This window comes from Serratia sp. 4542, assembly GCF_016805595.1.
Taxonomy (GTDB): Bacteria; Pseudomonadota; Gammaproteobacteria; order Enterobacterales; family Enterobacteriaceae; genus Serratia; species Serratia nevei.
The window spans coordinates 151,567-163,824 of the sequence record NZ_RXKV01000005.1 but is presented as its reverse complement, the minus strand read 5'-3'; the positions used below and the strand labels follow the sequence as shown (position 1 = coordinate 163,824).

Sequence of the window (12,258 nt, the reverse complement as noted above, 5' to 3'; positions counted from 1 at the left end):
CTCAGGCCTTGTAAAAAGGCCTATCCCCCAGAATGGTCGCGCGGTGCATAATGCGCCGCTGCGGCAGATAATCCGCGTTGGCGTAGTGCTGCGTCACACGGTTATCCCAGATCGCCACGTCATTTTCCTGCCAGCGCCAGCGCACCTGAAACTCCGGTTTGGTGATGTGAGCAAACAGGAAGTTCAGCAAAGCGTCGCTCTCTTTCGGCGCCAGATCGACGATCCGCGTGGTAAACCCTTCATTGACGAACAGCGCCTGCCGGCCGCTGACCGGGTGGGTGCGCACCACCGGATGCAGCAGCGGCGGGTTTTTCTGCACCGCCAGCTGCCAGCGCTGATGCTCCTCTTCACTGCCGCGATGTTTGTGTTCCGGGAACGACTTGGTGAAGTCATGCTCCGCACGCAGCCCTGCGAGCAGCGTTCTGAACGGCGCCGACAGCGCCTCGTAGGCCGCGATGCCGCTGGCCCACAGCGTATCGCCGCCGGTGGAAGGCAAGGTCTTGGCCGCCAGGATCGCCCCCAGCGGCGGGTTCTCGATAAAGGTCACGTCGGTGTGCCAGTTATCGTTGTCCGGCGGGTTGTCGTCGTGGGTATCGAGCACGATGATCTCTTCCACGTCGGTGGCGTGCGGATAGACCGGATGGATATGCAGATCGCCGAAGCGGCCGGACAGATCGCGCTGCTGCAGCGGCGTGATCGGCTGATTGCGGAAGAACAGCACCTGATGCTTCAGCAAGGCATGATAAAGCTGTTCAAACTGGCCGTCGCCCAGCGGCCGGGCCAATTCGACGTTTTCCACCAGCGCCCCGATGTAAGGCCCCAGCGGGGTGATATTCAGACGTTCGTTCATTGCTGTACTCCATGCCACGGGGTCAATCGGCGCTGCAGGGCACGCAGCCCCAGCTCCAGCCCAAATGCAATCACCGCAATCACGCCGATGCCGGCTAACACCACGTCGGTCGCCAGAAACTCACCGGCGGATTGCACCATAAATCCCAGGCCGCGCGTGGCGGCGATCAGTTCGGCGGCCACCAGCGTCGACCAGCCGACGCCCAGCCCGATGCGAATGCCGGTCAGGATCTCCGGCAGCGCGCTCGGCAGCACCACGAAACGCAGCACCTGCCAACGCGTGGCGCCCAACGCGCGGGCGGCACGCACCCTCACCTGCGCCACGCTGCGCACGCCGGCCACGGCAGACAGCGTCACCGGCGCGAAGATCGCCAGATAAATCAGCAAGATCTTTGAGGTTTCGCCGATGCCGAACCAAATCACCATCAGCGGCAGATAGGCCAGCGGCGGCACCGGGCGGTAGATTTCAATCAGCGGATCGAGGATGCCGCGTACCGTGTCGTTCAGCCCCATGGCGATGCCCACCGGAATGCCGACGATCACCGCCGCCAACAGCGCTACCAGAATACGCCCCAGGCTGGCCGCCAGATGTTGCCACAGCGTGGCGTCCATAAAGCCTTGCGGGCTGGCGATGATGATCAACTGGTGCAGCACCTGCTGCGGCGCCGGCAAAAACAGCGGGCTGATCAGCTGCAGCGCCGTTACGCCCCACCAGACGATCAACACCGTCAACAGCGTGGCGCCGCTCAGCCAAACGTTGCGCGGCACGCTGAAACGGCGTGCCGCTTTGCCCTGCGGCTGCGCCGCGGCCTTCAGAGTGGAATGCAGGCTCATAGCAAGGCCTCACGCTGTTGGAAAACTTTGCCCAGCACGTATTCGCGCTGCGCGATAAATTCAGGATCTGACTTGATGGCGCGGCAGGCTTCGCCGTCGGCATAGCGTTGGCCGAAGTTCAGCGACAGCCGCTCCACCACCTGCCCTGGCCCCGGCGACAGCAGCAGCAGTTCGCTGGCGAGGAACACCGCCTCTTCGATATCGTGGGTGATCAGCAGCACCTGCTTGCCGGTATCACGCCAAATGGTCAGCAACAGCTCCTGCATCTGCTCGCGGGTGAACGCGTCCAGGGCGCCGAACGGCTCGTCCAACAGCAACAGCCGCGGATCGGCGGCCAGAGCGCGGGCGATGCCGACGCGTTGGCGCATGCCGCCGGAAAGCTGCCAGATAAAGTGCTGTTCATAGCCCGCCAGCCCCACGCGCTGCAGCATCTGCTCCGCCACTTGGCGGCGCTGCGCCTTGCCGACGCCGGCCAGCTGCAGGCCGAACTCGACGTTGTCCACCACATTGCGCCACGGCAGTAAGCCCTCATGCTGGAACACCACGCCCCGTTCGGCGCTCGGGCCGTGAACGGGCGTTCCATCCAGCGTGATGCTGCCAGCTGAAGGCTCGATAAACCCGGCGATCAAATTCAGCAGCGTGGTCTTGCCGCAGCCCGACGGGCCGAGCACCACCACCAGTTGCCCGGCGGCGATCTGGAACGACACGTCACGCAGCGCGGGCCGCCCCTGATACTCTGCTGAAAGATGATTGACGTTTAGCATCCTGCTTCCTTACGACTGCGGCGCAGCCTGCACCTGTTTCACAAAGCGGTCGGTCACGTAAGCGCTGTAGTCGCTGTCGACCTGCGGGATCTTGCCCTGCTGCTTGAGGAATTCGGCGGTATCGCGGATCGCCTTGTCCACCGGCTGGCCGAGCTGGGCAACCTGATCCGCCACCGGCAGATAACGGTTTCCCTTCACCAGCTCCGGCACCTGCGCTTCCGGCACGCCGCTCAGGCGCGCCAGCGTGCTGAGGTGGTTCGGATCTTTCAGCCACTGTTCCGGCGCCGCCAGGTAGGCTTTTTGCGCCTGCAGGGCGCTGGCGGCAAAGGCGGTCACCACGTCGGGATGTTTCTCGGCAAAATCTTTGCGCACCACCCACACGTCCAGCGTCGGCGAGCCCCATTCGCCCACCTGCGCGGAGTCGGTCAACACCTTGCCCTGTTTGGCCAGTTCGTTGACCACCGGCGCCCAGACGTAGGCGCCGTCGATGTCGCCGCGCTGCCAGGCGGCGGCGATGGCCGGCGGCTGCAGATTGAGGATCTTCACCTGCTCAGGCTTGATGCCCCAATGCTTGAGCGAGGCCAGCAGGCTGTAATGGGTGGTGGAGATAAACGGCACCGCAATGCGCTTGCCGATCAGATCCTGCGGGCTTTTGATGTCATTTTTCACCACCAGCGCTTCGGAACTGCCGAGCTGCGAGGCGATGAGGAACACTTCGATGGGGAGTTTCTGGCTGGCGGCCACCGCCAGCGGGCTGGAGCCGATATTGCCGATCTGCACGTCGCCGGAGGCCAGCGCACGCAGCACGCTGGAGCCGCTGTCGAACTTACGCCAGTCGACGGTCGCGCCGGACCGTTTGGCGAAGCTGTTTTCCGCCTGCGCCACCTTGGCCGGTTCCGCCGACGTCTGGTACGCCACGGTCACATCCACCGCGTAGGCGCTGGTTGCGCTGAGCGACAGCGCCAACAGCGCCGCGTTGCGTAAGGAAAAGAGTTTGCCCGCCATGTTCCGCTCCGTTGATAAAAATCTGTTCAGTTGCTGACAGTTTTATCTGAGCAATGACGGGCTATAAAAGAATAAAAAAGTCTTCTTTATTACCGTGAGTAATATAAACGCGGGTTACAGCGCGATACTTCCGCGCAGGAACACATGAGCATAGCCGCCGAGCAGCGTACGATCCCCTTGCAGTTCGCAGAACAGTTCGCCGCCGCGTGCCGAGATCTGCTGCGCATGCAGCCGATGGCGGCCGAGACGCGCCGTCCAGTAAGGCATCAGCGTGCAGTGCGCGGAGCCGGTAACCGGATCTTCACCGCCGTCGAGCGTGAAATAGCGCGACACGAAGTCCACGGTGTCACCCGGCGCGGTAACGATTACCGCACGCCCGGCCAGCGCGATCAGCGCCGGGATGTCCGGCCGCAGCGCGCGTACCTGCGCCTCATTTTCCAGCACCACCATCAGCGCTTTCGCCTGCCACACCTCCAGCGGCTGCACGCCCAGCAGCGCCGCGAGGCCCGCCGGTTCAGCCACCTTCTGCGGCGGCCGCGCGGGGAAGTCGAGCACCAGCCGTTCCCCGTCCTGCGCATCGCGCTTGACGAACAGCTCGCCGCCGGCCGAGCGGAAGCGGATATCCTGCAGCGCCGGATTGATCGCGCTGAACATCACATGCGCCGCCGCCAGGGTGCCGTGGCCGCAAAGATCGACCTCGCGTTCCGGGGTAAACCAGCGGATAGCGGTCATGTCGCCGTCATCCCAGACAAAGCTGGTTTCCGGCAGGCCGATCTCGTTGGCGATCGCCTGCAGCCGCTCCGCCGGCAGCGGCTGCGTCAGCAGGCAAACCCCGGCCGGGTTGCCGCGCAGCCCTTTGCCGGTAAAGGCAACCACGTGATAATAATTTTCCGCCATCGTTCGCTCCTTAATGCCAGATCAGTAACACACAGGCTGCGGTCAACAACCCCATGGAACCGTTGAAGATAACCCAGGCCTTTTTGCTGCGCAGCAGGCGGCCGATCACGGTGCCGAACGCCAGCCAGATAATGCCGGCGACAATGTTGACCACCAAAATGCCCAGCGCGATCGCCGCAATGGATCCGTTGTACTTATCGCCCGCCAGGCTGAAGCTGGCCACCGCCCCCAGCGCCATCAGCCAGGCTTTCGGGTTGAGGAACTGCAGCAGCCAGCCCTGATACAGCCGCACCGGCTGCGGCGGCACCACGTCGGTTTCCAGCTTTTCATAGGCGGCGGTGGCGACTTTCCACGCCAGCCACAGCAGGTACAAACTGCCGAGGATTTTCAGGATCAGGTGCAGCGACGGGTAGACCAGGATCAGGCTGCCGACGCCGAAGGCCACCAGCAGCAAAATGCTTTGCATGCCGAGCATGATACCGACCATCAGCCACAGCGATCGCATAAAGCCGAAGTTAGCGCCAGAGGTGGTCAACAGCAGGTTATTGGGGCCAGGCGTGATGGCGGCGACCCACAGGAAGCCCAGCATCGAAAGGAATAAACTCGGTTCCATGGCACGGGTGCTCCTCACCCAAGGCGCTTTTTTGCAGTATCATTGTTAGTTCTTGGTATTGAAGCTAACAGTGCGCTAGGGATCTCACAATAGCCGCCCACAACATTTTTACTCAGCCTATGCCTAACACCTTTCGCCCTCTGACCGGGGCCAGTAACCCGCACCTGCAAACGCTGTTGCCGCGGTTGGTGCGCCGCCGCGTGTTATTGAAACCGCATTGGCAACGGCTGGAATTGCCCGACGGCGATTTCGTCGATCTCGCCTGGAGCGAAGATCCGGCGCAGGCGCGCGACAAACCACGCGCGGTGCTGTTCCACGGCCTGGAAGGCAGCTTCTACAGCCCCTACGCACATGGCCTGCTCAACGCCTGGCGTGAGCGTGGCTGGCTCGGCGTGGTGATGCACTTTCGCGGCTGCAGCGGCGTGCCCAACCGCAAGCAGCGCATCTACCACTCCGGTGAAACCGAAGATGCACGCTTCTTCCTGCGCTGGCTGCGCGACCGCTACGGCGAGGTGCCAACCGCGGCGGTAGGCGTTTCGCTCGGCGGCAACATGCTGGCCTGCTATCTGGCGCAGCAAGGCGCCGACAGCCTGCTGCAGGCGGCGGTGGTGGTCTCGGCGCCGCTGATGCTGGAGCCCTGTGCCTACCGCATGGAGCAAGGCTTCTCCCGCGTTTATCAGCGCTACCTGCTGGGGCAGCTGAAACAAAACGCCACCCGCAAGCTGTTGCACTACCCGGACACTCTGCCGCTCAAGCTGTCACAGCTGAACGGGTTGCGGCGCATCCGCGAATTCGACGACGCCATTACCTCGCGCATTCACGGCTTTAGCGACGCTATCGACTACTATCGCCGCTGCAGCGCCCTGCCGCTGTTGCCGGCTATTCAGACGCCGCTGCTGATCATCCATGCGAAGGACGATCCCTTCATGACCCATGAGGTGATCCCCGACGTCGCCGGTCTGCCGCGCAATATCGAATATCAGCTGACCGAGTACGGCGGCCACGTCGGCTTCGTCGGCGGCACGCTGAAAAAACCGCATATGTGGCTGGAACATCGCATTCCGGCCTGGCTTTCCCCTTATCTGGACATCCCGACGTGATCATTCCCTGGCAAGAACTGGCAACCGACACCCTGAACAGCCTGATCGAATCCTTTGTACTGCGCGAAGGCACCGATTACGGCGAACACGAACGCTCGCTGGAACAGAAGGTGGAAGACGTGCGTCGCCAGCTGAAAAACGGCGAAGTGGTGCTGGTGTGGTCGGAACTGCACGAGAGCGTCAACATCATGCCGCGCGGCCAGTTCCGCGCCGGGCAGGAAGAAATTTAGTGGCGCTCGGTTCTATGACTGACGGAAAAAATCAGGTAACAATGGGGCATTGCAAACCAGCGCGCGCCATTTTTTCCTGAGATAGAGAGCGTCAACAAGAGCCACAATAATCCCCTGACGCCGGCGCATTCAACACGGAGTGACAACCATCATGTCTGCCAAACATCCCGTTATCGCGGTGACCGGTTCCAGCGGCGCCGGCACCACCACCACCAGCGTGGCGTTCCGTAAGATCTTCCAACAGCTCAACATCCGCGCCGCCGAGCTGGAGGGCGACAGCTTCCATCGCTACACCCGGCCGGAAATGGATGCGGCGATCCGCAAGGCGCGCGATCTGGGCAGACACATCAGCTATTTCGGCCCCGAGGCCAACGACTTCGGCCTGCTGCAGCAGAGCTTTATCGACTACGGCAAGAACGGCACCGGGCGCTCACGCAAGTATCTGCACACCTACGACGAAGCGGTGCCCTACAATCAGGTGCCGGGTACCTTCACCCCGTGGGAACCGCTGCCGGCGCCGACTGACGTGCTGTTCTACGAGGGGCTGCACGGCGGCGTGGTCACCGAGCACCATGACGTGGCCAAGCACGTCGATCTGCTGGTCGGCGTGGTGCCGATCGTCAACCTGGAGTGGATTCAGAAACTGATCCGCGATACCGGCGAGCGCGGCCACTCTCGCGAAGCGGTGATGGATTCGGTGGTGCGTTCGATGGAAGATTACATCAACTACATCACGCCGCAGTTCTCGCGCACCCACATCAACTTCCAGCGCGTGCCGACGGTGGACACCTCCAACCCGTTCGCCGCCAAGGCGATTCCCTCACTGGACGAAAGCTTCGTGGTGATCCACTTCCGCGGGCTGGATCAGATAGATTTCCCCTATTTGCTGGCGATGCTGCAGGGCTCGTTTATCTCACACATCAATACGTTAGTGGTGCCGGGCGGCAAGATGGGGCTGGCGATGGAGCTGATCATGGCGCCGCTGGTGCAGCGGTTGCTGGAAGGCAAGAAGATCGAATAAATGCGTTGAGCGCGGCGCCGGGCCGCGCTCCGTTTCGATTACGCCGGTTGGCGGATCTCGAAGCTGTGGGTCACCGTGGCAGCCTTGTTGAGCATCAGCGCCACCGAGCAGTACTTCTCCGCCGACAGGTTCACCGCACGCTCGACGATCTTGTCGGTCAGGTCCTGGCCGGTAACGATGAAGTGCAGGTTGATATGGGTGAACAACCGCGGGGCTTCTTCGCGGCGCTCGGAGGTCAGCTTCACCTCGCAGTCGCGCACGTCGTTGCGCCCTTTTTGCAGGATGGACACCACGTCGATCGCGCTGCAGCCGCCCACCGACATCAGCACCATCTCCATCGGGCTGGGCGCTTTATCACCGGCGTTGCCGTCCATCAGCACCTGGTGGCCGGAGGCCGATTCCCCCAAAAACGTTAACCCTTCCACCCATTTAACTCTTGCCTGCATTCTGGTCACTCCGGTTGATTTCTTAAAATCAGAGTACGCTTTCGCATAGAAACAGGCAACGTAACCTGATGCTAATCATGCTGAAGCGAGACAACACGAGACACCCGCCTTACTCTGTGTTACAAACAGAGCCGCAATAAATCTTTCCGGGACACTGAATTTCAGGGAAACGCCCAGAGAAAGGCTCCTTTACCGGTATGTTAACAGAATGTAGCTTGCAGCGCTTACGGCAAGTTAATATGCTAGAGCGACAGCGTATTTTTATGACACGCCTCAAAACTTGCCGGTAGCCCTCGCTCATGACTGCGGCTACAGGCGGGTTTTACAGGGAACTCTGACCCCTGTGACACAAGGCAGCGATAACAACAGAGGATAACAGCGAATGGTTCTCGGCAAACCGCAAACAGACCCTACTCTCGAATGGTTCCTGTCTCATTGCCATATCCACAAATATCCATCGAAGAGTACGCTGATTCACCAAGGTGAAAAGGCCGAAACGCTTTACTACATCGTGAAAGGCTCCGTCGCGGTGCTGATCAAGGATGAAGAAGGTAAAGAGATGATCCTGTCCTACCTCAACCAGGGGGATTTCATCGGTGAGCTCGGATTGTTCGAAGAAGGCCAGGAGCGCAGCGCCTGGGTTCGCGCGAAAACCGCCTGTGAAGTGGCCGAAATTTCCTACAAGAAATTCCGCCAGCTGATCCAGGTGAACCCGGACATCCTGATGCGTCTGTCCGCCCAAATGGCGAGCCGCCTGCAGGTCACCTCCGAAAAAGTGGGCAACCTCGCCTTCCTGGACGTTACCGGCCGCATCGCGCAAACCCTGCTGAATCTGGCGAAGCAACCCGACGCCATGACTCACCCGGACGGCATGCAGATCAAGATCACCCGTCAGGAGATCGGCCAGATCGTCGGCTGCTCGCGTGAAACCGTTGGCCGTATTCTGAAAATGCTGGAAGATCAAAACCTGATTTCCGCCCACGGCAAAACCATTGTCGTCTACGGCACCCGTTAATCCCTGAAAAAACGGCGCAGTCTGCGCCGTTTTTTTGTCTGCTCTCTGCCATGTGGCGCCGCCTGATCTACCACCCGGAAATCAACTACGCACTGCGACAAACGCTGGTGTTGTGCCTGCCGGTGCTGTTCGGCCTGCTGATAGGCCAGCTGCAGCTCGGCCTGATGTTCTCCCTCGTGCCCGCCTGCTGCAATATCGCCGGGCTGGATACGCCGCATAAGCGCTTCTTTAAACGACTGATCGTCGGCGGTTCGCTGTTCGCCTTCAGCAGCGTGCTGCTGCAACAGGCCCTGCTGTGGCACGTGCCGCTGCCGGCGCTGATGCTGGGCCTGGCGCTGCTGCTCGGCGTCACCGGCGAAATCAGCCCGCTGCACGCCCGGCTGTTGCCGGCGGCGCTGGTGGCCGCCATCTTCGCCCTCAGCACGGCCGGCACGGTGCCTATCTGGCAGGCGCCGCTGCTGTACGCGATCGGCACCGCCTGGTATGGCTTATTCACCTGGTTCTGGTTCAAGCTGTGGAAAGAGCAGCCGATGCGCGAGACGCTGAGCCAGCTCTACCTGGAACTGGCGGACTATTTCGAAGCCAAATACTCGCTGCTGACCCAGCACACCGATCCGCAGACCGCGCTGCCGCCGCTGCTGGTGCGCCAGCAAAAGGTGATGGACCTGATCAGCCTGTTGTACCAACAGCTTAATTTCCTGCCGCACGCCAACAATCTCGAGCAAAAGCGCCTGCAGCGCGCCTTTCAGGTGGCGATGGACCTGCAGGAGCACATCACCGTCAGCCTGCATCTGCCGGAAGAGGTGCAAAAACTGGTGGAGCAGAGCCAGGCCGAAGCGATCATTCGCCGCAATGCTCAGGTGATCGCCGGCCGGCTGCGCGTGGTGGCGCACGATATTCTCTATCATCAACATTCGAAGCGCTTCTCCATGACCCACGAGCTGGCGGCGCTGGAAAAAATGGCGGCGCAGCATCCCGATAATCCGGTCGGCCAGTTTTGTTATTACCACTTCAGCCGCATCGCCCGCCTGCTGCGCACCCAGCATCCGCTGTACCGCCGCGACCTGATGCCCGGCCAGCACCGCCTGCCGTTTTGGCCGGCGCTGGTCAGCTATCTGTCGTTCAAATCCACCGCCCTGCGCAACGCCGCGCGGCTGGGCGTAACGCTGGCGGTCGGCAGCAGCCTGGGTGCGGTATTCAACCTGCCGAAGCCTTACTGGATCCTGCTCACCATCATGCTGGTGAGCCAAAACGGGTATAACGCCACCCGGGTGCGTATTCAGCACCGTGCGCTGGGCACGATTGCCGGGCTATTGCTGGCAGCCGGGCTGCTGCAGCTGCAGTTGCCGGAAGGAGAAACGCTGAGCATCATGCTGGTGATCACGCTGCTGGCCTACCTGGTTTCGCGCAAGAACTACGGGCTGTCGGTGATTGGCTTTACGGTCACGGCGGTTTACACCCTGCAGCTGCTGGCGCTGAACGGCTCGCATTTTCTGGTACCGCGCCTGATCGATACGCTGATCGGCTGCGTGCTGGCGTTCGGCGGCACCATTTGGCTGTGGCCGCAGTGGCAAAGCGGGCTGCTGCGCAAGAATGCCCATCAGGCGCTGGAGAACGATCAAGCCGCGCTGCGGCTGATGCTGATGCTGAAGCAACCGGAACCGGACGCCACCGCGTTGGCCTATACCCGCATGCAGGTCAACCAGGCACACAACGCGCTGTTCACCTCGCTCAATCAGGCGATGCAAGAGCCGGGGTTCGCGTCAAACTATCTGGCGGACATGCGGCTGTGGGTCACTCACAGCCAGTTCATCGTCGAACACCTGAACGCCATGACCATTCTGGCACGCGAGCACTACATGCTGACGCCGAAACTGGCGGAAGAGTATCTGCAGACCTGTGAAATCGCGCTGCAAAGCTGCCAGCAGCGGTTGGAATACGACGGCCCGAGCAGCGGCATCATGCAGCCGCCGGATCTGCATCCGGACATGCCCGTTACCGAGATGGAGCGCCATCTGCGGCGCATTTTGTCGCACCTGAGCGTGATGCACACCATTTCGTCGCTGGCCTGGCGCCAGCGCCCGCACCACGGCATCTGGCTCAAGCGCAAACTGCGCGATCAATAAGGGCGCGGCATGCCGCGCCCTGTTATATGCCGCGCGGGCTTCAGGCGTTGATCACATCCTGCACCGCCAGCTCGAACAGCGCCATGCCGGCCTCGATATCCTGCAGCTCCACCACCAGCGACGGCGCGAAGCGGATCACGTTCGGCCCGGCATTGAGGATCATCAACCCACGCGCGGCGGCGGCGGTGAGGAAGTCGCGCGCCCTGCCGTGATAATGCGGCGTCAGCTCGGCGCCAATCAGCAGCCCCATGCCGCGAATCGCGGTGAAAATACCGTATTTATCGCCGATATGCTGCAAAGCCTGCACATACAGCGCATGACGCTGCTCAATGCCGCTCAGCACCTCCGGCGTATTGATCACGTCCAGCGCCGCCTCCGCCACCGCGCAGGCCAGCGGGTTGCCGCCGTAGGTGGTGCCGTGGGTGCCCACCTGCATCACCGACGCAATGTCTTCGGTGGTCAGCATGGCGCTGACCGGGAAACCGCCGCCCAGCGCCTTGGCGGTGGTGAGAATGTCCGGCGTCACGCCATAATGCATATAGGCGAACAGTTTGCCGCTGCGCCCCATGCCGCTTTGCACTTCGTCGAACACCAGCAGCGCCTGATGTTGGTCGCACAGCTCGCGCACGCCTTTGAGAAAGCCGGCGTCGACCGGCGTAATACCGCCCTCGCCCTGAATCGGCTCCATCACCACCGCGCAGGTGTGGTCGTCCATCACCGCTTTCACCGCCGCCAAATCGTTGAACGGCACGTGCACGATGTCGGCCGGCTTCGGCCCGAACCCGTCGGAGTATTTAGCCTGCCCGCCCACCGACACGGTGAATAGCGTGCGGCCGTGAAACGCGTTATAGAAAGCGATGATTTTAGTTTTGTACGGGCTGTGGCGGGTGATGGCGTAATGGCGCGCCAGTTTGAACGCCGCCTCGTTGGCCTCAGCGCCGGAGTTGGCGAAGAACACCCGATCGGCGAAGGTGGCGTCGATCAGTTTGCTTGCCAGGCGCAGCGCGGGCTCATTGGTGAAGACGTTGCTGGTATGCCACAGGGTTTCGCCCTGGCGTTTAAGCGCCTCGACCAGCGCCGGATGGCAGTGCCCCAGCGCCGTCACCGCGATGCCACCGGAAAAATCGATGTACTCTTTTCCCTGCTGATCCCAGACCCGGCTGCCTTGGCCGCGCACCGGCACAAACTGGGCAGGCGCATAAACAGGCAGGATCACCTGGTCAAAGGTACTGCGGCTCACTGCGGATTTTTCAGTCATTTTCGGCTCCACCCTGAAAGTTTTTCAGCGCTATCGTAATGTCATATTGAAAACATAATCACGAAATATGCATAAAAAACCAATCAAGCGCAAACGCAAA

Annotated in this window: 13 protein-coding genes; 5 read left to right on the top strand and 8 right to left on the bottom strand. The window is 61.5% G+C overall.

Features of this window, described 5'->3' with window-relative positions; all coding sequences use genetic code 11:
- Position 1: 1 nt before the first annotated feature.
- From tauD to EKL15_RS06700, 6 genes are all read right to left on the bottom strand, one after another.
- A complete protein-coding gene (tauD, locus tag EKL15_RS06725; protein WP_203089153.1) occupies positions 2–850 on the bottom strand; it encodes a taurine dioxygenase in 849 nt (282 codons plus the stop codon).
- Positions 847–1,683, bottom strand: coding sequence for a taurine ABC transporter permease TauC (gene tauC, locus EKL15_RS06720; RefSeq protein ID WP_100396741.1), 837 nt, complete (start codon positions 1,681–1,683; stop codon positions 847–849). Before tauC ends, tauD begins: the two co-directional genes overlap by 4 nt.
- Complete coding sequence (tauB, locus tag EKL15_RS06715) at positions 1,680–2,447, bottom strand: taurine ABC transporter ATP-binding subunit (protein WP_038878069.1); 768 nt, start codon at positions 2,445–2,447, stop codon at positions 1,680–1,682. Before tauB ends, tauC begins: the two co-directional genes overlap by 4 nt.
- 9 nt (positions 2,448–2,456) lie before the next feature.
- Positions 2,457–3,452 (bottom strand): taurine ABC transporter substrate-binding protein, encoded by a 996-nt coding sequence (gene tauA / locus EKL15_RS06710; protein WP_060424564.1) that lies wholly within the window; start codon positions 3,450–3,452, stop codon positions 2,457–2,459.
- 114 nt (positions 3,453–3,566) lie between these two features.
- The gene (locus tag EKL15_RS06705) at positions 3,567–4,349 is read right to left on the bottom strand and encodes a PhzF family phenazine biosynthesis protein (RefSeq protein WP_100396742.1); all 783 of its coding nucleotides are present in this window, start codon (positions 4,347–4,349) and stop codon (positions 3,567–3,569) included.
- Positions 4,350–4,359: 10 nt separating this feature from the next.
- On the bottom strand, positions 4,360–4,962 hold the full coding sequence (locus EKL15_RS06700) for a LysE family translocator (protein WP_100396743.1): 603 nt from the start codon (positions 4,960–4,962) through the stop codon (positions 4,360–4,362).
- A 119-nt stretch (positions 4,963–5,081) separates the two neighbouring features.
- Here EKL15_RS06700 and EKL15_RS06695 point away from each other — a divergent pair, with 119 nt between their 5' ends.
- From EKL15_RS06695 to EKL15_RS06685, 3 genes are all read left to right on the top strand, one after another.
- Positions 5,082–6,062 (top strand): hydrolase, encoded by a 981-nt coding sequence (locus EKL15_RS06695; RefSeq protein WP_047729705.1) that lies wholly within the window; start codon positions 5,082–5,084, stop codon positions 6,060–6,062.
- Positions 6,059–6,292: a YheU family protein gene (locus EKL15_RS06690; protein ID WP_004930376.1), complete on the top strand. Its 234-nt coding sequence runs from the start codon at positions 6,059–6,061 to the stop codon at positions 6,290–6,292. The genes EKL15_RS06695 and EKL15_RS06690 overlap by 4 nt, the downstream gene beginning before the upstream one ends.
- 151 nt (positions 6,293–6,443) lie before the next feature.
- Entirely contained in the window at positions 6,444–7,313 is an 870-nt protein-coding gene (locus EKL15_RS06685) for a phosphoribulokinase (protein ID WP_004930374.1), read from the top strand.
- 38 nt (positions 7,314–7,351) lie between these two features.
- On the opposite strand, the gene EKL15_RS06680 is transcribed toward EKL15_RS06685, so the two are convergent.
- The gene (locus tag EKL15_RS06680) at positions 7,352–7,759 is read right to left on the bottom strand and encodes an OsmC family protein (protein ID WP_004930372.1); all 408 of its coding nucleotides are present in this window, start codon (positions 7,757–7,759) and stop codon (positions 7,352–7,354) included.
- A 382-nt stretch (positions 7,760–8,141) separates the two neighbouring features.
- Between EKL15_RS06680 and crp the strand changes: the two genes are divergently transcribed.
- Positions 8,142–8,774: a cAMP-activated global transcriptional regulator CRP gene (gene crp, locus EKL15_RS06675; RefSeq protein WP_004090925.1), complete on the top strand. Its 633-nt coding sequence runs from the start codon at positions 8,142–8,144 to the stop codon at positions 8,772–8,774.
- Between the two features lie 50 nt (positions 8,775–8,824).
- Positions 8,825–10,900, top strand: a complete 2,076-nt coding sequence (locus EKL15_RS06670; protein ID WP_203089146.1) for a YccS/YhfK family putative transporter — start codon at positions 8,825–8,827, stop codon at positions 10,898–10,900.
- Positions 10,901–10,940: 40 nt separating this feature from the next.
- On the opposite strand, the gene EKL15_RS06665 is transcribed toward EKL15_RS06670, so the two are convergent.
- Positions 10,941–12,158: an aspartate aminotransferase family protein gene (locus EKL15_RS06665; protein ID WP_033649310.1), complete on the bottom strand. Its 1,218-nt coding sequence runs from the start codon at positions 12,156–12,158 to the stop codon at positions 10,941–10,943.
- Positions 12,159–12,258 lie beyond the last annotated feature (100 nt).

Coding starts and splice junctions, on each gene's coding strand:
- EKL15_RS06695 (WP_047729705.1), top strand. CDS start 5,082: ATGCCTAACACCTTTCGCCCTCTGACCGGGGCCAGTAACCCGCACCTG.
- tauC (WP_100396741.1), bottom strand. CDS start 1,683: ATGAGCCTGCATTCCACTCTGAAGGCCGCGGCGCAGCCGCAGGGCAAA.
- EKL15_RS06665 (WP_033649310.1), bottom strand. CDS start 12,158: ATGACTGAAAAATCCGCAGTGAGCCGCAGTACCTTTGACCAGGTGATC.
- tauD (WP_203089153.1), bottom strand. CDS start 850: ATGAACGAACGTCTGAATATCACCCCGCTGGGGCCTTACATCGGGGCG.
- EKL15_RS06705 (WP_100396742.1), bottom strand. CDS start 4,349: ATGGCGGAAAATTATTATCACGTGGTTGCCTTTACCGGCAAAGGGCTG.
- EKL15_RS06685 (WP_004930374.1), top strand. CDS start 6,444: ATGTCTGCCAAACATCCCGTTATCGCGGTGACCGGTTCCAGCGGCGCC.
- EKL15_RS06700 (WP_100396743.1), bottom strand. CDS start 4,962: ATGGAACCGAGTTTATTCCTTTCGATGCTGGGCTTCCTGTGGGTCGCC.
- tauB (WP_038878069.1), bottom strand. CDS start 2,447: ATGCTAAACGTCAATCATCTTTCAGCAGAGTATCAGGGGCGGCCCGCG.
- crp (WP_004090925.1), top strand. CDS start 8,142: ATGGTTCTCGGCAAACCGCAAACAGACCCTACTCTCGAATGGTTCCTG.
- EKL15_RS06670 (WP_203089146.1), top strand. CDS start 8,825: ATGTGGCGCCGCCTGATCTACCACCCGGAAATCAACTACGCACTGCGA.
- tauA (WP_060424564.1), bottom strand. CDS start 3,452: ATGGCGGGCAAACTCTTTTCCTTACGCAACGCGGCGCTGTTGGCGCTG.
- EKL15_RS06680 (WP_004930372.1), bottom strand. CDS start 7,759: ATGCAGGCAAGAGTTAAATGGGTGGAAGGGTTAACGTTTTTGGGGGAA.